Source organism: Bradyrhizobium zhanjiangense, from assembly GCF_004114935.1.
GTDB classification, from domain to species: domain Bacteria; phylum Pseudomonadota; class Alphaproteobacteria; order Rhizobiales; family Xanthobacteraceae; genus Bradyrhizobium; species Bradyrhizobium zhanjiangense.
In genome coordinates, this window is record NZ_CP022221.1 from 1153009 (window position 1) to 1176583 (window position 23575).

Consider the following 23575-nt stretch of genomic DNA (forward strand, 5'->3'; position numbering starts at 1 on the left):
CATGCAGGCTGACGTCATAGGCGCTGGTACGATGGGCAGGGGAATGGCGGCGCTGCTGCGCGATGCGTTTCCGCGGTGGACGGTCCGTCTCATCGATCGCGATATGAGCGCGCTCACAGCTGCGCGAGACGCATGGGGATGCGAGATCTTGTGCACCGACCAGCCGCAGCACGCAGGCCTCGCACCCGTCGTAATCTGTGCCGCCACGTGGCCGGTAACGCTCGGCGTGATCGAGAGCCTGGCGGGCCGCGGTGCACGTGGCTTGCTCGTGAGCATCAGTCGGCCCGCTAACAAGGACATGCCACGCGTGCAGCAGGCGCTGATCCAAGCTCCGACTCTTGCGGTGGTTCTGCCCTGCGGGCTGGAGCCGGGGCTGACGGAGATCCTGGCCTGCTATTTGCTGGAATCCACTCAGGAGGTGCAATCCCTTCGTATGTGCTGCGGTGGGATTGTGGTGCCACGCCCGGCCAATCCTCTCGGCTACAAAAGGCTCTTCGGAACTTCCCACCTCCCGCTCGCGAAGCGCGACGCCTATTGCATCCGCGACGGCGCCCTCTGCGTCGTTCCGCGCTTTTCGGATGTTCAGCAGCTCGCCTGGCCCGACATCGGAGTTCTTGAGCACTGGCATGACGGGATGCAACCGAGGTTATTGGAATATCCGAAATTGTCCCGGCCGGGAGCCAATGTCGACCAACGCACGTTGCGTTGGACGGGACATGCCGAAGTGGTCGCGCTGCTACACCATCTCGGCGTCCTGGCCGAGGATGCCGTAGATAGAGATACCGGGCTCACCTCAAAGCAGCTTTTCGAACGCGCCGCTCAGCGGACTCTTGGCCTGGCCGAAGGCGAACAGACAGTGACGCTTCTAGCAATCGATCTCGCTGGGCTTCGGCACGGACGACGGCACATGCACAGCTTGCGACTTAATTTCACCGACCGCCCCGATATACGCTCGATGGCTCTTGCTACCTGCTTGCCAGTGATCTTCCTGATCAACTGCCTGATCAGCGCAGGAAACGCCGTTAGTGGATTGCATTACCCTGAAAACATCATCACGCCCCGGACGACCCCAGGCCTGCTCAGATGGCTGGCGCATCAAGGTGTGGAGATAACAATGGATAGATCCGGTGACGATGCAGAAAGAATTGCTGGTCTTGGGTGGAGTAAGCTCGATTCAGTCCCGCCACGTTTATGATCAGGCACGCGCGCAAGGCCTCCGGGTGGTGTTGACGGACAGGCCCGAGCGTCTTGAGCTGGGCGGTCAGCTGTCGGATTTCGCCGATGAGGCGCATCCGCTCGATTTCGAGGATGTGAGCGCCTGCCTCGACTGGGTTAGTACCTATCCCCGGCGTGAGCTCCTTGCAGGAGTATTCAGCTTCAAAGAGAAAGCGCAGCCGGCGATCGCCGGACTTGTTCGCCGCTTTGGATTCAGGGGCCCGGGTGAACGTGCGCATGAGTGCACCACCAATAAGTCCGTTTGCCGCGAAACGTTGCGGGCAGCCGGGTTTGTGCAGCCGGAAATGGTGGTGTGCCGATCAGCCGAGGCCGTCGATCGAGCGTTCGCCGAGCTCTCGCGCCGGTATCGCAGGCTTATTCTCAAGCCGATGACCGGTTATGGCAGTGAGAACGTCTTTCTGCTGGATAGTGCGACGTCTGTTGCCGTTGCGCTGGCGCAGGTTAGGCCGTCCGCCGAGCGACCATTCCTGCTCGAATCGTTTGTCCAGGGGCGAGAGTTCAGCGCGGAAGGGGTGTGTGTCCGTCGCTTGCCGATGGTCTTGAGTCTGACCCGAAAAACCCTGATCGGTGATCGCAATTTCGTCGAGTGCGGCCATGTTGCGCCGGCAGATCTCGCACCTTCCCTGAGTGAGCGCGCGATCAGCCTTGTGCAGGACGCCGTTCACGCCGTCGGGCTGACTTTCGGCATGTTCCATGCGGAATTCTGGGTCTGCGATACGGGTGAGATCGTCATGGGCGAAATTCATTCGCGGCCCGGAGGCGATTACATTACGCACCTGACCCAGTACGTGACTGGCATCGCGTATTACGGCAGCGTCTTCGCCCAGATGCTGTGCGCGGAGGCCGGCCTGGTGATGCATTCATCGGAAAGATACGGCGCAGCCGGCATCCGATATTTCCTTCCGCCTGCTGGCAAGGTGCGGCAAATAGCCGGATATGACAGGTTGGCCGAAATGCCCGGCTATGCCGGTGCCGAGTTGACGATCAAGGTGGGCGACACCGTGAAACCTGTCTGCGACTCGTTCGATCGTGTTGGTCATGTGCTTGCCACCGGGGCAAGCGCTGGCGAAGTCGATGACCGGCTCGCCCGTATGATTATGGCGGTCACCATCACCGTTCAATAATAAACCTGTGCGTCACCATGCTGAAGCTGAAACCCGCGCAGCGAAAATTCTGCAATGTATTTGCTCTGAATTTCCTCAACAACTACGGCTACTTTGCGCCGCTCTCCGCGCTTGGCCTCTATCTTCTCGATCGATCCCTCTCGGCGGCTCAGGTCGGTACTCTCTTGCTGCTGCTGTCCGCTTCCGGGCGAGCCTCGCGTGCCGTGCTCGCTCCGCTGCTTGATCGCATGCCCGCCCGTTACGGTTTGACGATAGCCTATCTCGTGATGGGCGCGGGCCATATAATGGTGGCGGAGAGCGCCGCGCCTGTCGGAACCGCGCTCGGACTGGTTTTGGTCGGCACTTCTTACGGCACCTGCAGCCTCCTGCTGCGACTCATTACGGTCCACCTGGCGGAAGACCGATCAGTCCGTTTGACGCTGGCGAAGTTCGCCGTAGGAACGAATATCGCCGCCACGCTCGGACCGTTGCTCTCGAGCCTGCTGTACGTGCAAATCGCACCAAACGCTCCTTTTCTCTTCACCGGCGTGGTGATGTTATTGGCTGGACTGCTCTGCCATGTCTCGTTGGGCAAGGGTCTGCACGTTCCGGATCGCCCTGGCAGCTGGTGGAAGCCATTGCTGCAAAGCATAACGCGGTCCGACCTCCGTCTGGTATTCATTGCAACTGCCTTTACCTGGTTCGCTTTGGCCCAGATCTTCTCATTTGCACCGATAGTACTGGGACGCTTGCTGGCTGGCCCGCAGATTGTTTGGACGATTGCCGCCCTCAATGCAGCCTTGGTAGTTGGAGCATCGATCCCGTTGATGAAGACGCTCGATCGCGCGCATGCAGACGACGTCGACATGTTAATCTTATCGGCCATCCTGATAACGGCGTGCTTCGCGCTTTTATCAGTCCTTCTGAACTTGTTTACGCTCTACGTCGCCGTCGCATTGTTGACAGTTGTGGAGATTGTCGCCCTGCCATCGTTGTCTGTATTGCTCGTACGGAATACCCCAGGAAGGGATCACCTCGCCTTGCTAGGCATCAACGCTGTCGCTATGGGTGTTGGAGAAGCGCTCGGCACCTTTGCTGGCGCTCTGCTCAGCACATCAGGGCTTCAAAACACGTTTGCTTTCGCGGCGATCGCCGCCCTTTATGCCCTGGGCACGATTTGGCTTTACAGCTTTCGCGGCGAGATGCTGGGCCGGAAACCCACGCAGGACGGCGTTGACCTCGGGTAGCAGTTGAGGAGAATCCCTCACCGCGGCCTAGAATCACGAAGCTGCGCAACAGCAAGCGACATTTGCACATCCGTGCATGCCGACCTTACACAGTCCCGCGGCTCGCACCATGGTCTTGCTCGCCGGAAGCGCATCGCCGAAGTCGCTGAGCAGCTCGATCGTCATAGAGTATGACGTTTACGGCTTTTTCTTCACCGAGCGTCCTGTGCCAATCGCGTCGTTGGCACCAACCCGCTCCTTCTACGTCAGGTCCTACTCCAAATGTCTTCCGCCAGCCTTTCGGCTCGGCACATTGACGGTCCCGGCAGCCTACACTGCTCAAACTGAGCTCCTCCTGCACGCCTCCGCCTGGTTTGTGGCTCCGATACTGAGTGAGGTGGTGGTGCGGCTGATCGAGAGCGGTAAGCTTGAAAAGCTTCTGCGCGAGCGGCGCCTGCAGGCGCTTGAGCGCTACCGGGTGATCCTGCATATCTTTCCGAAAGCCGCAAAACTCCAGTTTCCGGCCTTCTACGGATGGTTGCCATTGCATCAGGAGTGGTCCGCAGATCAATTTGCCGCCACCGCCCGCGGTCGCGGTTGGGAACGGCGACCCCGGCGCAAGCCGCCTTTGCCTTGGCGCGCCTAGTAATGTTGTCGCACTGTCTGATGTGCTCCAGACTCTGCGGGATATCCTGGCTCGGCACGCAATAACGGTGTTTCTGTAGCCTGACCTGGGATCCCGTCGGCCAGAGGAAAGACTTACGCTACGCAACCCGCCGCGGAATCGTACTCTCGATCAAACGCAAGAATCGGGTATTGCGAGCCCTGGCAACCACCGACTCTTGCGTCACCGGCGACGGCACTCCGGAAAAGGTGCCGCTCGCGTCCCGAGTTCCATTTCGCAGCGATCGGGTGTTGCGCCTCCCCGCAACCAGCGAATCTTGCGATACGAGCGAATAGCCGGAACTTCATTCTATGCAGCCATCGAGATGCCGTTTGGTTGCCCTGCTGTGTGAGGCGGACATCTGGCCTCATCGATCTTCGCGCTTCCGAGCCACTGGACGAACAAAAGATCTCGCTCTACTGCTGTGCTATGAATAGCCAACTCCGAAATTCTTTGCTGTTGGCTCCTCAGGTGATCCCTTAGCAACCGATCGCGGGTAATGTACCCAGCATTTACGCCCGGAAGTGAGTGGTTCATCAAAAGATGGATGTCGAGTTCCGAAACACCCGCTGCTTGCGCGAGCGTGCGATAGCTCTGCCGCAGGTCGTTACCCCATTTGGATAGCACATTTCGCTCTTCCTTATGCTCTACGAGATGTCCTTGCTCACTGTCGGCTGGGAATAACCACGACTTCGCTTGCTGGGAATACATGATCCGGCCCCATCGGATCGCGCGGATGATGCATCGGACCATCGGCCGGGATAGTGGAATGTCAAATGCCTTTTCCTCCCCACCTTTGGGCTTTGGGATGCGGATCATCCTTTGTCGCAAATCGATGTGTTCCAACCGGATTTTCTTCAGGGCGGTTGGTCGTGATCCACTTAAGAGCGTCAGAAGGTGAAATTCCCGCCTTACCGGGTTATCCATTGCGTAAAGCTCCTTGAGCCAACCGCTGATATCTTTGGAGCCCATCCCGGTGTTGCGTCGGTGCTCTTTATTCCAGTCGATCGCGGAAACCGGGTTCACGGCCGAGAGATCGGTATTGCTTTTCCGCGCGTGGTTATACACTGCCCGCAGACTGCGCATTGACCCATTCGCAATATATGAACCGTTCTCCTTCGTTATTTTGTCGTGACGTTCAACAACGAGGTGCGGTTGTCGCCCAAGCCGAGCGAGCGGATTGTCGAGCCAATCCTTGAACAGCCGCTCCATGTGATCTCGATAGTTTTCAATGGTCCCTGAGCTTCGACCCTTACGTTTCATGTGCGCATCCCGATAGCGCTCCCACGCTTGCCGAAGCGTTATTGAGCCTGGTTTGATCTTCGGAGCCTCACCAGGGCGTTCGCCTTTCGCTATCGATCCAAGCGCCTCCTTGGCTTTGCCCCGTGCTTGGCGCGTGGTCATGTCACCAAAGTCGCCGAGTTTTACCTGCGCTGTGAATTCGCGAACGCCATCACGCCAGAACTCGCCTTGGACCATGAACGTTTTCCGGCGCTTGCCGATGAGCACGAAAAAGCCCGGCAATTCGCCATCGCGCACCTTGTATTGCGTCTCCGCCGCAGAAAGGAGCGCAATGCTCTTGTCGGTGAGAACCTGGCCCTTATCAGCCATAAATGCCTCCACTCTTTTAGTCTGGGTTTAGCCTGGGGAAGTCGCTAGTGAGAATTATCGCGGTCGGACCACGCTAAGGCACGCTACAGCGCTAAATATTACTATTAATCAATAGCTTGTAGAGAGGGCGAGAGTATGGCAACGTGTCTGTGAAAACGACTGAAAAGTCCCGAATTCAGACTACGAATTTGAGGGGCGGGCGTTCGAATCGTTCCGGGCGCGCCAGATGCACGATATTCCGCGACATTTTGGGATGGGAGTCCCGATCGGAAGTGCGAGCCTCTTGATCAACTGATCTTGCAAGGGGTGGCGGGCAGGAGTCTTGCCGTGGCTCGGAGACTGTTTGCCAGTTCTTCGGATTTCTCAGACGCCTGTCGACGGCAAACGCGATTTGTCGTTGCCGCGCAAGATCTACTCATTCCCGCTCCATCATGTTGGCGATCGCCTTGATGCGGCTTCTGGCGTATTTCGGCAGGCCGGCGCTCAGCGAATCGCCGCTGTTGAAGGAGCTCTTGCCCATGAGCAGTTGCGCGGGAACGAGGTTTCGCAGAACGGGTGTATTGCTGTATTCCCTTTGCTTGTTGAGCACGTCGTTCCTGACCGCAATCAGGATGTAGACCGTTGCGATGGCGGCTTCCGGCTGGGTCGGATGCTGTTGCAGAACCGCAAGCAGCTTGCCGAACTGGATGACCTGGTTCACCCAAAAGATGTTCTGCTCGAGCGCGCTGGTGACTGTGGAGTCGAGGCCTGTCAGGGTCGGCAGTTCGGCAAGGCGCGGCTGCGTGACCAACATGATCTCACTCAGGAACTCGATGAAATCCGGAATCGGTTTTTTGCTCTCCTCGCGCAGCTTGTTGGCAAGCTGAATGCCCGCCGGAATTTTCCCTTCGAACACGTAGCGGGACCGCACGCAGATCGCGTTCGCGTCCTCGCACCAGCGGCGATCCGGCGGACGGTTGTGCGCGGCGCCCGCGTCTTTGCTGGGAACATCATCGGCCGCCGTGATCGGCCAGTGCTTGACTGCCGGATCGATCTGCTCGAGGAACGCGACATTCGCATACCGCGCCAGATCCAATGCCGCTGCCGGTTTTGGAAGTCGAAACCGGGCCTCCGCCTGGTAGACCGAGAGCTTCAGCTTCGTTTGCTGGTTGAGCGTGGGCTCAACGAAGCTCGGGAAGAGCGAGAGGAAGCGCCGCTGAACCGGACGTGAGCGGGCCCAATCGTCGAAAGGAATGAGCTCGGTCGAGGAATCGGCGAGTTTGTCGTTGCGCTGGTCGGCGAAGATGACGGTGCGCGGGTTGATCTGTGCGATCGGGATGCCGGCGACTGCGGCCACGTCCTCCAGCTGGAATTCCTGCGCGACCGCACCTGTGCAAGCGGCCAGCCAGGCGGCGATGAGGGCTGCGGCACGGTGAAGTCTCAGGTGAAGTCTCATGGGTCAATGCTCAATTCAGCCGCCGCCAGAAATAATCGGGATCGACTCGGAGCGGCGGTCGCGGGAGGCGGTCCTCGTCATCGGGAGGTCCGCGCCAGGAGGGATATTCGCGCGGACCAAGACGCCAGGTCGGGAATGGAAAGGGCGACCGGTTATCGCCGTAATGGCGGTTGTCGTAGGACCACTGCTGGAATGGCCCGTCGTCTTCGTCACGGCCGCCACGATGGGCGTAGCTTTCTGCACGCGAGACGATCCGAAATTGCGTATCATCGATTCTGCCCGACGGATCTCTCTTGAGATACTCGGTGAAAGCGCGGCCGGAGCCGGGCGGTGAAGGATCGCCGGTATGGGGATCGATCGACAGGGGAGCGAGCTGATGCAGTGCTTCGCGCGAAGGGCCGTTCAATGCCATCTTGGGAGCGTGCAGCTCCCAGGCCGCCTGCACGATCGGCTCGAACATCGGCAGCGCCACTTTTGATCCGGTTTGGCCGCTGCCAAGGGAGCGGCGCCCGCCATCGCTGTTGTCGTAGCCGACCCAGATGGCGATGGTAACGTCATTTGTGAAGCCGACGAACCAGGCGTCGACCGCATTATCAGTGGTACCAGTCTTGCCGCCGACAAAGGGCGAAAGATGCTTCACCACGCGCGCGGTTCCGCGCGCGAGCACGCCCTGCAGCATTGATTTCAACTGGTAAAACGATGCTCGGTCGGCCGAGCCGATCCAGTCCACCGCACGCGGATCGTGCTGGTAGATTGGTCGGCCGTCCTGTTCGATCCTTTCGATCGCATGGGGCCGGGGCCGGGCGCCCTCGTTGGCGATCGCTGCATAGAACGCCGCAAGGTCGATGAGCCGCACGGTTTGGGCACCGAGCACGAACGGGTAGTAGCGCATGCAGTCCTTGTAGAGCTGCGCTTCCATCGCGAGCTCGCAGACTCGGTCGAGGCCTCGCTCGGCACTGTCGTCGAGGCCGGATGCGAGCAGTTGCACGGTGGCGAGATTGCGGGAGTTTTCCAGCGCACGCCGCAGTGTAATGGCACCCAAAGCGCCGCCGTCATAGTTCTTGGGCGACCAGAAATCGCCCCGGCGCGCGTGGACCGTCGCGCCGATCGGTGTCAGCGTAATGGGTTCGTCCATCACCAGCGTGTTGGGCTGCAATCCCTTGCGAAGGGCGGCGAGATAGGTCAGCGGCTTCAAGGTGGAGCCGGGTTGGCGCAGGGTCTGGACGACGCGGTTGAGCTGGCTTGCCGGATACGAAAAGCCGCCCGCCATCGCGAGAATGCGGCCGGTTTCGTTCCCGAGTACGAGTGCCGCTCCCTGCACGTTCGGTCGAATACGCAGATCGGCACGCGCCGCTTCCTTGCCCTTGGCTTCGCGCAGTTGCACGTAGACCACATCGTATGGCTTGAGGCCGCGCTGGATCGCGGCGCTCCAGGTGTTCAGCGGCAGGATTCTTCCGTCGGTCAGACCGACGTTGATCGCGTGGCCACGCTTGCCGCGCGCATTCTCCAGGACGACCGCCGAGTCCCAGTGAACGTCGTAGAGAGGTAGCCGTGTCGCCTTCAACGCCGCGAGCCAAGCCGGTTCCGTGGCCTTCAGGTCTGCCGCAATGCGACGGACGGCATCGGAAATGTTCGCCTCGGGTCCCTCAAATTTGTAGCGGCCGGTATTCAGCTCGTACCGCGCGAGGCCCTCCTGCAATGTCGCTTCGACTACGCGCTGCAAGGCCGAGTTGATGGTCGAGCGCACCGTGTAGGAGGCGTTGGTGAGAGTATCAAGGCCCGCGACCAACTTTGCCTCGCGGGCGATGTGATCGACGAAGTGAAAGCCAAAGTCCCGTCGCGTCGGCCGGTACTCGACCAGCTGTGGCAATACTGCTTTCGCCGCGGCGTCGTCGATCATGGCGTCGTCCCGCATGCGGCCGAGCACGTAGGCAAGACGCTCGCGCGCGCGCTCGGGGTGGTGGTCGGGGTTGAAGTAGTTCGGTCCCTTGGCTAGCCCGGCGAGGAGGGCGCCCTCGACGGCGGAGAGCGCCTTGGCCGGTTTGCCGAAATAGCTGCGCGCCGCGATCTCGATGCCCCAGGCTCCGCGACCGAGATAAATCGAGTTGAGATAGAGCTCGAGGATTTCCGCCTTGGTCAGGGCGCGCTCCATCCGCGAGGCAACGATCATTTCACGCAGTTTTCTTTCGTAAGTGATGTCGTTACCAACCAGAAGGTTCTTGGCGACCTGCTGCGTAATGGTCGAGCCTCCCTGCGGCCGGCCCGGGTGCGTGAAGTTGCCGATGAAGGCGCGGACCAGTCCGCGCTCGTCAATGCCGGCGTGTTGGAAGAAGCGCTTGTCCTCGGCGGCGATAAATGCGTTGCGTACCGCTTCCGGTATATCCGCAAGCTTGACCGAGATGCGGCGGTTGTTAGGCGCGTAAATCTCAGCAAGCTGCTCGCCCTTGTTGTCGAGGACTTCGCTGGTGCCAGAAAGCCTGAGGTGCTCAAGCTGCGCCGCGTCGGGCAGATCCTTGACCGCGCTGTTGTAGAAGGTGATGACCTGACCGAGATCGACCGGAGAGTCTTGCACGTTTTCGACCTTGCAGAACTGCCTATAGGCCACCTGGAGGTCGGCCAGATTCAGTCCTTTGAGCGCCTTGATCTCGCTGCTCAACGCCTCCTTGTCATCCATGGCGGTGGCAATCAGATCGTCCAGGTTGATGTCCTCGATGTCGAAAGCCTTGCGCATGTGGGCGCAGCCGGCACTCAAGAGCTCCGCCACCTCGAAGCGGTCGCGCACCGCATCGAACTCCGTCTTGATCCCATCCGGCCGGGTAGTGACCTGGCTGAAGGCAAGCGCCGTGGCGAAGATCTTGATGAGTATCGAGTCCATGACCGGCCGATGGTCGAAAAGCCGCCTCCGCAAGGTCGTAGAACAATAACAAACAAGACCGTGTTGAGGAAAAAGTTCCTGAGGAGCCGCCGCCCGCTTCTCCGGTCCTTCATGATTGCTCCGACCTGGCCGCGCCGCGGAACCAACGCCGAGGCCCGTGCGTTTTAGAAAGACCGAATTGGCAGCGCACTCATGAATGCCCCTCTTCCAGTCGTGCTCGCCGTGGCGCTCCTCAGCGCCGCCATCGCCACGATGCCTGCGGACGCTGCTCCTCGAAAAAAGCACACCCGGACACTTGCCGCGGTCTCCCCTGCAGCTAGCGTCGCTCAGCCGCCCACGGACAGATTTTTGGCCTGCGACGTCCGGGTGCGGGACTATCTTCGCGAAGGCGGAGCGGTGACACGGGTGACCAAGATCGAAGTGGACGATGCCCGACTGCAGTTGAACATTCAGCATGAGTACGGGGAGGCAGGAAAGTCGTCTCGAAAATACCTCCGCGGGGACACGGAAGAAGAAATGCGCAAAAATCTGCGCGGAATATTGGATGAGTTTGCTGCGGCTGCGAAGGCGGCAACGGCTGGTCGCGCTTGGTATGTCGTCGCTGCTCGCAAGGTCATGCCGGACTCCCGCGATAGTTCGGGCGAGACCACGAGTCCGTGGACGGCCGTCGTCCTCGCGGACTTCGACGGAAAATGCAGGCCTATCACGTTCTATCAGTCTGTCGACCGAACCAAGCTCGATCCTGAACTGAACAAGAAATTGGATGAGTGAAGCTTTACGCCTGAATTGATTTGCAGTTGTAGCGACCGTGCCTGGCAATAAGGCTGTTGCTGCCCAAACGTTTCTTTAGTCCACTGAAATCACTCGCTTCTGGCCCGTCCCTAGGGAGCGCCATTTCTTTTGTTTGCAATCGCAAAAATCAAGCGCCGCCGTTGCTGCGCTTTTCGTGGCTTACCGGATCCTTGTCACCACGTCGGGTCGGTTTTTCTCGAGCCAGGCCACGGCCTCCGGTCCGTCGACGACGCACTCGAAGGTTTCCCAGGTCGGGTCCTCCAGGGATTCTGATTGCAGTCGCTTCGCCGCATACTCAACGAGGTCGTGCAGTCGTTCGTATCCGCGTCGGCCCTCGAGGGAATCGGCAATCGCGGTACTGGCCCATCCGCGTTGGGCCAAGTCGATAATGCTCGGAGCGTCAGCCTCGCTGAACCAGGGTGTGGCATCGAACTCGATGCAGCGGACATTATCGGCTGTATGGCAAGTAGCGTGGATCATTGGATTCCTCCATTCGCCGGCTGACAACCTGCCTAGCATTGACCCTTTCACATCGCTGCCTCGCTACGCCCTCAGGCCTTGACCAAGTCGCCCAGCAGGTTCGCCGCCACCGTCAGCTTGGCGAGCGTCAGGCCGCTGGCAGCAATCTCCTCGACCGAGCTGCGGATGCGCGTCGCTTGGGGGTGAGCGGCGAGCCAGGTCTCGACGGCCTGCTGGCCGGACTGGCCGGTCGCCAGCATATCCGCGGCCAGTCTTCTTTCGGCGCCAGCGATCTGCTCAACGGCGCGATCGATGGCTATACGTTCGAAATAGTCGTTTGCCGGCACGTGGCGCGCGGCGGCGATGATGCGGTCGAGACGGAAATTCGCCTCGGCGGCGAAGAAGGTCGCGGCGGCGTCGCCAATGGGGCGGGTGGTGCGCTCGGCGACCGTCACGATATCGGGTGCCGAGACCAGAGGGTCGAGATCGGCGAGCTCGCCGGCAAGGCCGGCCGGGACGCCAGCGTCGGTCAGGTCCTGCCGACGCTTGGCGCGTGCGGCCTGCAAGTCCGGCGGCAGGGTAGTGTCGAGCGCGGCGACAATCTGGCGGATCGCCGGGCCGAAGCGCGCGACGACGGCCTCCAGCCCGCCCTTGAAATCGACGTTGCGCACGTACCAGACCATGCGGGAGAGCAGGAGGTCCTGCACGGAAGCGTAGAGGGACAGCTGCACCTGCCCGTCGATGCAGGCATCGAGTGCATCGATCGCGTCATTGAGCCCCTTTAGACCGTAGCATTCATCGACCGCCACGTAGGCCATGACGATGGTCGGGATATCGGCGTCCGTCTCGTCGATCAGGCGTACGACACAGGCCGGGCCGCCGCGGTTGATCACCGCATTGGCGAGGCTGGTCGCGATGATCTCCCGCCGCAGACGATGCAGTTCGGCCGCTGTCGGGAATTTGTCCTGAATTTCGCGCGGAAAATACTGAGACAACTCGCGGGCAAGATAGGGATCATCGGGCACGCTGGTGACGAGCAGATCATCGTAGAGGGTCAGCTTGGCGTAGGCGAGCAGCACCGCAAGCTCGGGCCGCGTCAGGGACTGGCCGCGCCGTATGCGCTCGGTGAGCACTGCGTCGTCGGGCAAGTACTCCACCGCGCGGCTGAGCAAGCCGCGCTGCTCGAGCGACTGCATCAGGCGGGCGAGGAAGCCGGCCTCGGCCACGCCCTTGCGCTCGGCGAGCGAGAGCGCCAGCGTCTGCAGATAGTTGTTGCGCAACACCAGCGTACCGACCTCGTCGGTCATTGCGGCAAGCAGGCTGTTGCGGTCAGCGGGGCTGAGGCGTCCCTCGCGCTCGGGGCGCGCCAGCGCGATCTTGATATTGACCTCGACGTCGGACGTGTTCACGCCGGCCGAATTGTCGATAGCGTCGGTGTTGAGCTTGACGCCCTTCTGCGCCGCTTCAATGCGGCCACGCTGGGTGACGCCGAGGTTGGCGCCTTCGCCGATCACCCGCGCGCGCACGTCGCCACCCGCGACGCGGATCGGATCGTTGGCGCGGTCCCCGACCTGATCGTCGCTCTCCGCCGACGCGCGAACATAGGTGCCGATGCCGCCAAACCACAGCAAGTCCACGCGCGCTTTCAGGATTGCCGTCATCACCTCGAACGGCGTCGCCTGCGGCTTATCGAGATCCAGCAGGGTGCGCACTTCCGGAGCGAGCGCGATCGCCTTGAGCGAGCGCGAGAACACGCCGCCGCCTTGCGAGATCAGCGACTTGTTGTAGTCCTGCCAGCTCGACCGCGGCAGGTCGAACAGACGCTGGCGCTCATGGAAGCTGATCGCCGGATCGGGCGAGGGATCGATGAAGATGTCGCGGTGATCGAAAGCGGCGACGAGCCTCGTCGTCGGCGAGAGCAGCATGCCGTTGCCGAAGACGTCGCCGGACATGTCGCCGACGCCGGCAACGGTGAACGGCGTGGTCTGAATGTCGGTGCCGAGCTCGCGGAAGTGGCGCTTGACCGCCTCCCAGGCGCCGCGCGCCGTGATCCCCATCTTCTTGTGATCGTAACCCTGGCTGCCGCCGGATGCGAAGGCATCGCCGAGCCAATGGTTCTTCTCGGCCGAGATCGCGTTGGCGACGTCGGAGAAGGTGGCGGTGCCCTTGTCGGCGGCTACGACGAGATAGGGGTCGTCACCGTCATGCCGCACGGTCAGGTCGGGCGGCACCACGATGTCCCCGCCGAGATTGTCGGTGAGTTCGAGCAGCGAACGAACGAAGATGCGATAGGCTTCCGTGCCCTCCGCTAGCCACGCCTCGCGATCGGAGGGCGATGGCAGGCGCTTGGGTACGAAGCCGCCTTTGGCCCCGACCGGCACGATCACGGCGTTCTTGACCTGCTGCGCTTTCACCAGGCCGAGAATTTCGGTGCGGAAATCCTGCGGCCGATCGGACCAGCGCAAGCCACCGCGCGCAACCTTGCCGAAGCGCAGGTGAATACCTTCGACACGAGGTGAATAGACGAAGATCTCGTAGAGAGGTCGTGGAGCGGGCAGGTCGTCGATCCGGCGCGCCTCGAACTTGAAGGAGATCACCGGACGTGGATGTCCATCCTCGCCGATCTGCCACAGATTGGTGCGAACGGTTGCCTGCACCAGATTGGTGAAGCGGCGCAGGATGCGGTCTTCGTCGAGCGACGCGACGGATTTGAGCTGCTCCTCGATCTCGGCAAGGAGAGTTGCCTCGCGCGCTGAACGTTCGCGATCGGTAAGGATAAGATGCGGATCGCGGCTAACCTGGAACAGCGCGACGAGGTTGGCCGTGATCGCGGCGTTCTTGCGCAAGGTCTCCCACATATAGTCCTGGGTGAACGGGGCACGGATCTGGTGCAAATAGCGGGACAGCGCCCGGATGGTCGAGACTTCCCGCCAGCCCAGGGCCGTGCGCAGGATCAAGGCATTGTACCCGTCGGATTCGGCGCGGTCGGTGACCACGGCCATGATCGAGGCTTCTAGGCGATGGCTGAAGTCCGGGCTGATCTCGATCGGCTGGCCGTCGCTGGTGTCGATCGTCATGTCGTGCAGCCAGACCGGGGCGGGCCTGTTACCGGGCACGATCTGATAGGTGCGTTCGTTGACCACACGCAGGCCGTGATTTTCGATCACCGGCACGCGGTAGGACAGCGACAGCGGTGCGGCGTCCGAGAAAACTTTGAGGCCGAAGCGCCTGGGATTGCCCTCGCCCCCGAAGCGGTGAACCGAAATCGTTACCGGGCGCGCCGGCGTGAGCTTCTCGATGGTCGCGATATCGGCGATCGCCTGTTCTGCCGTGAATACCTCGGTATAGCCGCCGCTAAAGGCCTGGGCATAGCGATTGGCGAGCATGCGTGCCCGCATGCCATCGGTCGATGCAGTGAGCGCGGCCTTCAGCTTGTCGGCCCAGGTTGCGGCAATGGCGCTGATTCCGGCTTCGAGCGCGGCGCGTTCGACGAGGGGAGTTTTGCCTTCATAGCGCCCGATGATGTAGTGGACGCGCGCAAGCGCCCCCTCAGGGAATGCTACGTAGGAGGCCGACAGGGTGCCCTTGTAGGCCTGCGCCAGGAAGGCGCCGACACGCGTGCGCACATTGGTGTCGTACTTGTCGCGTGGAATGAAGGTGAGGACGGATACGAAGCGATCGAACTTGTCGACCCGCGCCAGCGCCCGGACGCGGGGGCGCTCGTAGAGGATCAGGACCTCGATGACGAAATTGTTCAGAGTGTCGACGTCGATCTGGAATAGTTCGTCACGTGGATATTCTTCGAGAATATGCATGAGCGCTTTGCCGGAATGGCCGCTCGGGTCGAAGCCCGCGCGCTGGAGCACCCCCGAAACTTTGTGGCGGACATAGGGGATCTGTCGTACCGAACGGGTATAGGCGCCCGAGGTGAAAAGGCCGACGACGCGCAGTTCGCCCTCGAGCCGACCGTCGGGCGTATAGAGCTTGATGCCCACATAATCCATGCGGATGCGACGATGGACGCGGCTCGAGACATTGGCCTTGATGACGATCAGCAGCGTCGGCTCGCGCATGAACTCGCGAATTTCCGTCGTCATCACCACCATTTCCGTGCCGCGGCGCAGCACCTTCACGTCGGGATCGCGCAAGATGCCGAGGCCTTCGCCGGTTGTAATGTCGTCGGACGCGTCGCTGTCGGACGAGAAGCGATATTCACGCACGCCGAGGAAGGTGAAATTGTCCGCGCAGAGCCATTGCAGGAACTGGCTTGCTTCGGCGACCTCGTCGATCGGCAGCGGCGGCGGATTGGAAGAGAAAGTTTTGATCGCTTCCTCGACGCGGTCGCGCATGGCGCGCCAGTCGGTGACGCAGGCGCGGACGTCGTTCAACGTGCTGGTGAGGCCCTCGATCAGCTTCTTGCGATCCGCATCGGCGTCCAGGCGAGTGATGTGGAGATGAATCAGGCTTTCGCGCGTGCCCTTTGCTCCCTCCGGCAGTGATTCGCCGTAGAAGCGCAGCAGCTTGCCCTGGTCATCGCGCTCCACGGCGATGATCGGATGAGCGACAAGGGTGACTTCGATGCCCTGCTCGATGAGCTCCGCCATGGTGGAGTCGAACAGGAAAGGCATGTTGTCGTTGAGAATTTCGAGCACGGAGATCTCGCGTCCGTCGGGCAGCACCGGATTGAAGACGCGGATATCGGCGCGGCCGGCCGTGCGCCGCTGCACGTGTTCCCAGGCTTGCTCCGCCAGGAGGGCAAGCGAGGCCGCATCGTAATTGGCGAGGTCCTCGGCATTGGTGTAGCCGAACAGAGGCTCGGCAAAGGCCCGGGGGCTCTTGCCGGCTGGCACGCTGCCTGCTGCATCGCGGATCAGGGTTGCCCGGGCCTTGTCGTCACGCCACACCATCGTGTCCTCCATTTGCCGCGCCGTCCGACCGCTGCCGCGATCATCAGCTTGATTCTGGAGTGCATCTCTTCGAGCGCTCGCGATCGAGTGCCACCGAAATTCTCGGTCTCGAAGCGTCGACGGCTTCCGGCAACATACTACGTCCCAGGAGCGAAAGGTGCACGCTGTCGTGAGGTGTGTTGAATTTTCCTACGACAACGGGTGGGACCCGAAGTCTGCGCCGACGGCGGTGGAACGCCTCGGGCAGGAAAAATCACACGCAATTTCAATTATGTATGAGTTCGTTGTTTTGTTCTGAACGGCACGCCATTTCCGATTTCGCGCGCTTCAGTACGATTTCGCCGCCGCTCTGATCACGCCGTGCCCTCAGTGGCGGGTAAGCGGCTTGGCAATTTCGCGAACGCAATCGGCAAAGACCTGTGCCACCGGACTCAGCATTCGGCCCTTCAGCCCGTTGCCCCGTGAAACGCCGGGGGGATCCGGAACATCAGCCGCCCCAGCGGTCCCGGATGTTGTCCGACTACAACGCCAGCCCACACGCCTGCCGGATGGCGATCTGAACCGGCGAAGGTGGCAACGCCGGATCAAATTCGCCCTTCGGCAGCAGCGGAGGCTGTGCCATGAAGCGCGGCCGCTTCCCCCGGTGGGATTGCGTGGAGCGTGGAATCAAGGTTCGCCCGACCTCGCATCCCGAACAAAGGCCGAGCGAGGCTCGGACACGCGTGCGGTTGCGGCTACGGATGTCCACATCATTGATCTGAAACAATGATGGTCGGCAAGAACAAGTACGTCATGGTCGAGGCTTACCGGACCGTCGCCGAGCTGCACAATCTCGAATGCTGGGCGCTGACGGCGGAATCCATCCTGCACACATCGGAATGGACCTGGCTCTACGGCAAGCTCGGCTACACCGGCGATTATGAATTCATCTATTTCGAGTGACCGGGCGCGACCCATGGATATCAAGACTGCTAAGGGCGGCATCGTCACCCACGAGTTCGCGCTCGACGACATCAACGACGCGTTGGATCTGATGCGCAGCGGCGAATCGGGGCGGATTCTGCTCAACATCAGCTGACCGCTCCTGCTCTATTCCGAGAGTGACGCGTCAAGCGCGCATCGCGCTTTCCCAGGTTGAACGGCGGCGGATCGTGCCGCCGCCATCCGAAGCAATCTGCCCCTCACGCCGCGGCGAGCGCCGGCTGCATCGGACGCCGGCCGATCATCAGCGAGAGCACGGCTGCGACGATACCGGTCGCGCCCGCTATCATGAAGGCTTGCAGATAGTCACCCTGCGCCGAGCGCATGAAGCCGGCGAAGAAGGCCGCGCAGGCGGCTCCCAGCTGGTGGCCGGCGACGACCCAGCCGAAGATCAGCGGCGCGTTCTTGTCGCCGAACGCCTCGTTGGCGATGCGCACGGTCGGCGGCACCGTCGCGATCCAGTCGAGGCCGTAGAACACCGCGAACACGGACAGGCTGACGAAGGAGAAGTCCGAGTAGGGCAGGTAGATCAGCGACAGCCCGCGCAGACCGTAATAGAAGAACAAGAGCTTGCGCGGATCGAAACGGTCGGTGAGCCAGCCCGACAAGGTGGTGCCGAACAGGTCGAAGAACCCCATCAATGCCAGCAGGCTTGCGGCCTGCACTTCGAAAATGCCGTGGTCGCCGCAGAACGCGATCAGATGCGTACCGACGAGGCCGTTGGTGGTGAAGCCGCAGATGAAGAACGTCGCGAACAGGAACCAGAAAGTCGGGGTCTTCGTCGCGCGGACAAGATTGCTGATCGCGGCGACGAACGGATTTCCCTGCGCGGGTGCTGCGGGCTGTTCGTCATGCGTGCTGCCGTAGGAGCGCAGGCCGATCGTGGCGGGCCGCTCCGGCACCAGAAAATAGACCAGCGGAATCAGCGCCGCGCAGCATGCGGCCACCGTCAGCACCACCGGCTTCCAGCCGCCCCACTCGACCAGCGAGGCGAGGCCCGGCATGAAGATCAGGGTGCCGGTCGCGGTGCTCGCGGTCAAAAGGCCCATCACGAGGCCGCGATTGGTGGTGAACCAGCGATTGACGATGGTGGCGCCGAGCACATTGGCGACCGCGCCCGAGCCGATGCCGGAGAGCAGGCCCCAGGTCAGGAACAATTGCCACGGCGCGGTCATGAAGTAGCTCGCCCCGGTCGAGAGAGACATCAGCACCAGCGCGCCGAGCACCGTGCGGCGGATGCCGAAGCGCTGCATCACGGCCGCCGCGAAGGGACCCGCGAGGCCGTAAAGGAAGATGCCGACGGCGGCGGACGACGAAATCACGCCGACGTCCCAGCCGAATGCTTTCTGAAGGGGCAGCATCAGCACGCTCGGCGTCGCGCGCAGTCCGGCGGATGCCAGCAACGCCAGGAAGATCACGGCGACGACCACGAAGGCATAGTTCGGGCCGAACGGCCGCCTGGAGACGGTGGTGGATTGAACGGAGGCAGGTTGAACGGGAGAATGGGGCATGTTACTTACCGGTACGTATTTCGATGCGGCATTAGTACGTACCGGTCAGTAACATTATCAAGGCCAGATGGAAGGCATCGGAAAGCGATGAAGAAAAAAGCCGAAGCACCCGCGGACCCGCCGCTCCGTGCCGCCGACCGGATTCGCGCCTCCGCGAGCGAGTTGTTTTACCGCGAGGGCATCCGCGCCGTCGGCGTCGACGAGGTGGTGGACCGGGCCGGCGTGACCAAGCCGAGCCTCTATCGCAGCTTCGCCTCCAAGGACGATCTCGCTGCCGCGTACTTACGCGACTACGACCAGCACTTCTGGGAGAATTTCGAGCGCCCCGACGGCAAGACTTACAGCAACGCGCGCGAGCATGTGCTCGCCTATATCAGCCAGCTGTCGGCGCACGCCGTGCGCAAGGGCTATCGCGGCTGCGGCCTCAGCAACGCCGCGGTGGAGTACCCCTCGCGCGACAATCCCGCGCGTCAGGTCGCCGAAGCGCACAAAAAGGTCTTCCGCAAGCGCCTGCGCGAACTCGCCGCCAACATGGGCGCGCGCCAGCCGGCCGTGCTCGGCGACGCCCTGCTGCTGCTGATCGAAGGCATCTACGTCACCGGCCAGCAGTCGGAGGACGGACCGGCGCAGTCGGCAGTCGCGGCGGCGAAGATGCTGATCGATGCGGGTGTGAAGGCGGGGTGAGCGGTGGGCCGGCTCGCAGATCAGGCCGCTGATAAGCGCACGCGGAACTTGCTGCCGGTCGAAGCGGGCGGCAGCCTGATCGCCTCGGGGACGAATTCAGCCACCAATCGCGTCCCTATTCACGCCGGCATCGTGCGACCACAGGTGTCGCTCAATGACCGCAGCCGTAGCAGTTGCTCAGGTTTCGGCCGCAATTACCTGCCGACGTTGACCCACTCCTGCGCCTTCTTCCGCCATTCCCTGTCAAAGCGGGCGGGGAGGTCTTTGGCTGCGTCCCGTGAGAGGAGTTGGCCGATGGCGGATGTCCGGACCTCGTCGATCTCGGGAATGTCGGTGTGGCCGAGGTTGGCGAGCCGCTTGCCGAAAGGCGGGTGCGTCGAGTCCGGATCGTCCTCATGACCTAGACCAGCGACGGCGGCAACGATCATCGGCTCGTGCGCTCTGATGTCCTCGAGCCGTTTGATGATCCGCTCGAGGGGCGGGCGAGGCGCATTGATTGCGCCCAGAATCTCTTTCTCCAGAGGCGCGAACACGAGGTCGGCAAGACGTGTTCTGCAGGCGTTCGTAATGACCAGGGCACGCGCCATCTCGGCCCGCCCAACTTGCTCGGCTGCACCGAGATCGGCGCCAAGCTCGTTCTCCCGTCTCAACGCGCGATATTCCCTGTCGAGCCATTCGAGCATGGAATGGAGGAGGGCGAGGGCAATGCGCCCGGTTATCGTTCGATCCGGATCGGCATAGAAAAGCATGTTCTCCGAAGCGGCGATGAAGTCATGGAGGTTCGCCCCTCCCGACGTGTGTCGAAGCTGCGCATGTGCGACCTCATGGGCGATGATGGCACGAACAGCACGCTCGTCGAGAATGATCAGAAGTGGCAGGCCGATGGTCATCGTGACGTGTGGCCTGAACAGTCCGGCGTATCGGCTCACTTCCTCGATCGAGGCATTGAAGTCGGTGTCGATCAGCAGGGTGCGCCGTGATCGCACAAAGCTGGGATCGAGTTCTTTCCACATTGCCCAAAGACCCGGAGCGATCTCCTCGTTCGCCTCGAAACTCTGATGCTTTCGCGAAGGCAGGAGCAAGAGGCCGATCATGAGCGCTGCCGCTACCGTGAATATGGAGAACACGAGCGGCATCGTGGCCAGTGCCGCGATCGTGTACCGATCCATGATCATCAGCCAGCTGGCGAGGATCGCACAGGCCAGTGCCACCACCGGGAGAACGGCGTAACGACCGAGCCGCAGGATGATCTTCAGGGCGAGGCGATTGATGCGCCCCTTGATACCGGAGCGAGTTGGATCACGCCTTGTCACATGAACCGTTGCTTTGATGCAGCTTGGCGACGTCCGCGCGGCCCTGGCTTTCCGTGACCTGGATCAGCGTGATCGCGCCGGGCGTCACGATTCCCATCTGCGGCTGGGCTGAGAGATAGGTGGTGCTGCCTGCGCGCAATTCGAGGCTCACCTTCTCGCTTCCCTGTCCGAACAGATTGCTGCTCAGTGGCAGATTGTTGACGGCGACCTCGTGTCGGCCCGGAGGCAGATCGCACACCAGGAAGCCCGCGGCCTGGCTGCCGCCAATCACGCGTCCGTCCACGGCATAGTTGGGCTGGACCGCAAATCCCAGGGCGGATGAGCGATACACCACAAGGCGTGCAGTGTTCGACTTGACGTTCTCGGTCAGAGCCTGATCGCCCATTGGCCCCGATGCGCACCCCGCAAGCAGCGTGGCCACGGCAAAGATCCCCACCCCCAAACGCATTCTCGCCCCTTAATCATTCCAATTTCCCCGGGGCATCATTGGCTGGGGTGGTGGCTGAAGTCAATCTCGACTATAGGTCGTATGGGGTGCGGCTCGCCTCACCGCCACCCCAGCGCCGGTGCCACATGCGTCAGAATCGCCTCGATCGCATGCGCGCAATAGGCGACGCCAAGCTGGTTCGGGATCGTCAGCAGCAGCGTATCCGCCTCCGCAATGGCCTCGTCCTCCCGCAGCTGCTCGATCAGCACATCCGGCTCGGCCGCATAACTCCGTCCGAAGATCGCGCGCGTGCGCGGGTCGATGAAGCCGATCTGGTCCTCGCCTTCACCACTCCTGCCGAAATAGGCGCGGTCACGATCGTCGATCAGCGCAAAAATGCTGCGGCTGACGGACACGCGCGGCTCGCGGCTGTGGCCGGCTTCTTTCCATGCGGCACGATAGGCGCGGATTTGCGCGGCCTGCTGCACATGGAAGGCTTCGCCGGTCTCGTCGTTCTTCAGCGTCGAGCTCTGCAGGTTCATGCCGAGCTTGGCCGCCCACACCGCGGTCGCGTTCGAGCCGGCGCCCCACCAGATGCGTTCGCGCAGGCCCTGCGCATGCGGTTCGAGGCGCAACAGCCCGGGCGGATTGGGAAACATCGGCTGCGGATTGGGCTCGGCAAAACCTTCGCCGCGGAGCAGGTCGAGGAAGACCTCGGCATGGCGCCGGCCCATGTCGGCGTCGTTCTGGCCCTCGGCCGGGCGATAGCCGAAGTAACGCCAGCCGTCGATCACCTGCTCGGGCGAGCCGCGGCTGATGCCGAGCTGGAGCCTGCCGCCGGCGATGAGGTCGGCGCTGCCTGCGTCCTCCACCATGTAGAGCGGATTCTCGTAGCGCATGTCGATCACGGCCGTGCCGATCTCGATTTTGCTGGTCTTGGCGCCGACTGCGGCGAGCAGGGGAAAGGGCGAGGCCAGCTGCCGCGCGAAGTGATGCACGCGGAAATAGGCGCCGTCCGCCCCTAACTGTTCCGCCGCGACCGCAAGCTCGATCGATTGCAGCAGCGTATCGCTAGCAGAGCGGGTCTGTGACTGCGGCGAGGGCGTCCAGTGCCCGAAGGAGAGGAATCCGATCTTTTTCATTGGAACAGTCTATCTCTGTTGACGAAGCAGGGCCGCATCAAGCGTAGGCCACCCAGCCGCGGAAGGTGAAGCCGGTGTAGAACAGGGTTGTGTCCGAGAAGCCGGCCTGACGCAAAATTATTTCTCAGGCGTGGAAATCGCCGCGCATCGCTTGCTGGAAAACGTACGAGTAGACATTCTCGGCCACCAATTTCTTCTCATCCGCAGTGAACGGTGGTGAGGGGAGGCGGCTGAAAATTTCATCCATGATGAAGACCTCGACGTCGGCCTTTGTTTGCTCTTTTTCCCAAAAGTGATCCAACTCGGCGAAGCGGTTCGTCGCATGGCGGAGAAAGATTAGCCCCATGATGGGCATCAAATATTCGTTCGACGCCAGATTGGAGTTCGCCCGCAGATTGTCGGCGATTTTCCAGAGCCCGGCTTCAAATTCGCCGATAAGTTCGAAGTGACCTTTGTTCATTGTTCGGTACTGATTCTTTTGCTTCTTGCGACCAAGTTCGAGAGCTTGCTGGTGGATTGCAACAGGAGCCAGGTTCTTTTCAAACTATGGTGTTGATTATCCATAGCTTCTCGCGAGGAAAGACGCCTTCTAACTTTTGGGGGAGACGGAGCGGGCGGTCAGGAAAGCGTAAGGCCCGATGATGCCATCCTACGCCTGTTTTGCCCGACGGATCAAGTGATCTTCGGTTTTTCTTAAATTATAGGCGCGAGCCGACCCGCTCGGGCGTGATGACGCCGCCACCCGACCCCGTTGCGCTTCAAGCCCTTGATTTCGCTATCCCCGCCTACTGTGCATGGGGTTGTTTTCGACTTTTTGTTTCAGGGGTGCAAAACTATCAGCCCGAACCGACCTGATCCGGCGCTCGCCTTTTCATCAGTCCATTTTCGGGAGGCGCATCATGCAAGTTTATAATGTGGTGAAGTTCAGGGTGAAGCAGGGCGAGGAGGCCGCCTTCCTCGACGCACACCGGGACGGCAAGGCGAAATGGCCGGGCCTCGAACATGGCGTCATCATCAAGACCGGCGAGCAGGCCTTCTGCCTCATCGGCAGCTGGGCCAGTCAGGACGCGATGGTCGCGGCACGGCCCGCGATGATCAAGACTCTCGACAGTTTCAGGTCGGTGCTCGAGGACCAGGGCAATGGACGCGGCGTCACGGATGCCGTGTCAGGGGCGGTCGTGCTCGATCTCTAGCAGGCGCGTGGCGCCC

Annotated in this window: 19 protein-coding genes, 1 tRNA gene and 2 pseudogenes; 10 read left to right on the forward strand and 12 right to left on the reverse strand. The window is 61.6% G+C overall.

The annotated features are described in order from the left end of the window. Position 1: 1 nt before the first annotated feature. The 4 genes from XH85_RS05415 to XH85_RS05430 all read left to right on the forward strand — a co-directional run bounded on the left by XH85_RS05415 (position 2) and on the right by XH85_RS05430 (position 4211). Positions 2 to 1195: a saccharopine dehydrogenase C-terminal domain-containing protein gene (locus XH85_RS05415; RefSeq protein WP_128931059.1), complete on the forward strand. Its 1194-nt coding sequence runs from the start codon at positions 2 to 4 to the stop codon at positions 1193 to 1195. Next, positions 1134 to 2360, forward strand: coding sequence for an ATP-grasp domain-containing protein (locus XH85_RS05420; RefSeq protein WP_245474215.1), 1227 nt, complete (start codon positions 1134 to 1136; stop codon positions 2358 to 2360). Before XH85_RS05415 ends, XH85_RS05420 begins: the two co-directional genes overlap by 62 nt. Before the next feature lie 17 nt (positions 2361 to 2377). After that, positions 2378 to 3586: an MFS transporter gene (locus XH85_RS05425; RefSeq protein WP_128931061.1), complete on the forward strand. Its 1209-nt coding sequence runs from the start codon at positions 2378 to 2380 to the stop codon at positions 3584 to 3586. A gap of 109 nt (positions 3587 to 3695) precedes the next feature. After that, positions 3696 to 4211 carry an aminotransferase-like domain-containing protein gene (locus tag XH85_RS05430; protein ID WP_245473895.1) on the forward strand — a complete coding sequence of 172 codons (516 nt, stop codon included), beginning with the start codon at positions 3696 to 3698 and terminating at the stop codon, positions 4209 to 4211. Between the two features lie 327 nt (positions 4212 to 4538). Here the strand turns inward: XH85_RS05430 and XH85_RS05435 are convergent, their stop codons facing one another. After that, on the reverse strand, positions 4539 to 5840 hold the full coding sequence (locus XH85_RS05435) for an integrase family protein (RefSeq protein WP_164940708.1): 1302 nt from the start codon (positions 5838 to 5840) through the stop codon (positions 4539 to 4541). Positions 5841 to 5983: 143 nt separating this feature from the next. On the opposite strand from XH85_RS05435, the gene XH85_RS44730 reads away from it, so the two are divergent. Further along, a tRNA-OTHER gene (locus XH85_RS44730) sits at positions 5984 to 6065 on the forward strand. A gap of 190 nt (positions 6066 to 6255) precedes the next feature. Here the strand turns inward: XH85_RS44730 and XH85_RS05440 are convergent. Then, positions 6256 to 7275: a hypothetical protein gene (locus XH85_RS05440; protein WP_206734817.1), complete on the reverse strand. Its 1020-nt coding sequence runs from the start codon at positions 7273 to 7275 to the stop codon at positions 6256 to 6258. 10 nt (positions 7276 to 7285) lie between these two features. Further along, entirely contained in the window at positions 7286 to 10150 is a 2865-nt protein-coding gene (locus XH85_RS05445; protein ID WP_128937111.1) for a penicillin-binding protein 1A, read from the reverse strand. Between the two features lie 516 nt (positions 10151 to 10666). Between XH85_RS05445 and XH85_RS05450 the strand changes: the two genes are divergently transcribed. Continuing rightward, on the forward strand, positions 10667 to 10921 hold the full coding sequence (locus XH85_RS05450; protein WP_128931063.1) for a hypothetical protein: 255 nt from the start codon (positions 10667 to 10669) through the stop codon (positions 10919 to 10921). A 180-nt stretch (positions 10922 to 11101) separates the two neighbouring features. Here XH85_RS05450 and XH85_RS05455 read toward each other — a convergent pair whose 3' ends face one another. The 3 genes and pseudogenes from XH85_RS05455 to XH85_RS46095 all read right to left on the reverse strand — a co-directional run. After that, the gene (locus XH85_RS05455) at positions 11102 to 11422 is read right to left on the reverse strand and encodes a hypothetical protein (RefSeq protein ID WP_091887339.1); all 321 of its coding nucleotides are present in this window, start codon (positions 11420 to 11422) and stop codon (positions 11102 to 11104) included. A gap of 71 nt (positions 11423 to 11493) precedes the next feature. Next, positions 11494 to 16320, reverse strand: coding sequence for an NAD-glutamate dehydrogenase (locus tag XH85_RS05460; protein ID WP_128931064.1), 4827 nt, complete (start codon positions 16318 to 16320; stop codon positions 11494 to 11496). 508 nt (positions 16321 to 16828) lie between these two features. Continuing rightward, positions 16829 to 16960 (reverse strand): annotated as a pseudogene (locus tag XH85_RS46095) (phytanoyl-CoA dioxygenase); the annotation flags it as partial. 113 nt (positions 16961 to 17073) lie between these two features. Between XH85_RS46095 and XH85_RS05470 the strand changes: the two are divergent. Both XH85_RS05470 and XH85_RS47230 read left to right on the forward strand, forming a co-directional pair. After that, the gene (locus XH85_RS05470) at positions 17074 to 17250 is read left to right on the forward strand and encodes a hypothetical protein (protein ID WP_245473399.1); all 177 of its coding nucleotides are present in this window, start codon (positions 17074 to 17076) and stop codon (positions 17248 to 17250) included. Positions 17251 to 17263: 13 nt separating this feature from the next. Continuing rightward, the gene (locus XH85_RS47230) at positions 17264 to 17386 is read left to right on the forward strand and encodes a hypothetical protein (protein ID WP_276485689.1); all 123 of its coding nucleotides are present in this window, start codon (positions 17264 to 17266) and stop codon (positions 17384 to 17386) included. Between the two features lie 103 nt (positions 17387 to 17489). Here the strand turns inward: XH85_RS47230 and XH85_RS05475 are convergent, their stop codons facing one another. Next, on the reverse strand, positions 17490 to 18800 hold the full coding sequence (locus tag XH85_RS05475) for an MFS transporter (RefSeq protein WP_128931065.1): 1311 nt from the start codon (positions 18798 to 18800) through the stop codon (positions 17490 to 17492). Between the two features lie 87 nt (positions 18801 to 18887). Between XH85_RS05475 and XH85_RS05480 the strand changes: the two genes are divergently transcribed. Then, entirely contained in the window at positions 18888 to 19484 is a 597-nt protein-coding gene (locus XH85_RS05480) for a TetR/AcrR family transcriptional regulator (protein ID WP_128931066.1), read from the forward strand. A gap of 194 nt (positions 19485 to 19678) precedes the next feature. Here the strand turns inward: XH85_RS05480 and XH85_RS45775 are convergent, their stop codons facing one another. The 5 genes and pseudogenes from XH85_RS45775 to XH85_RS05505 form a co-directional block, all read right to left on the reverse strand. Beyond that, entirely contained in the window at positions 19679 to 20797 is a 1119-nt protein-coding gene (locus XH85_RS45775) for a M48 family metallopeptidase (protein ID WP_338025609.1), read from the reverse strand. Beyond that, positions 20784 to 21218, reverse strand: coding sequence for a DUF2846 domain-containing protein (locus tag XH85_RS05490; RefSeq protein ID WP_245473398.1), 435 nt, complete (start codon positions 21216 to 21218; stop codon positions 20784 to 20786). Before XH85_RS05490 ends, XH85_RS45775 begins: the two co-directional genes overlap by 14 nt. Before the next feature lie 125 nt (positions 21219 to 21343). Next, complete coding sequence (locus XH85_RS05495; protein WP_128931068.1) at positions 21344 to 22366, reverse strand: LLM class flavin-dependent oxidoreductase; 1023 nt, start codon at positions 22364 to 22366, stop codon at positions 21344 to 21346. 37 nt (positions 22367 to 22403) lie between these two features. Continuing rightward, a pseudogene (locus XH85_RS46100) lies at positions 22404 to 22490 on the reverse strand (methyltransferase); the annotation flags it as partial. Then, a complete protein-coding gene (locus XH85_RS05505; RefSeq protein WP_128931069.1) occupies positions 22491 to 22826 on the reverse strand; it encodes a type I restriction-modification system subunit M N-terminal domain-containing protein in 336 nt (111 codons plus the stop codon). It abuts the pseudogene before it with no gap. 439 nt (positions 22827 to 23265) lie between these two features. Here XH85_RS05505 and XH85_RS05510 point away from each other — a divergent pair, with 439 nt between their 5' ends. Further along, positions 23266 to 23559, forward strand: coding sequence for a DUF718 domain-containing protein (locus XH85_RS05510; protein WP_128931070.1), 294 nt, complete (start codon positions 23266 to 23268; stop codon positions 23557 to 23559). Positions 23560 to 23575: the final 16 nt, after the last annotated feature.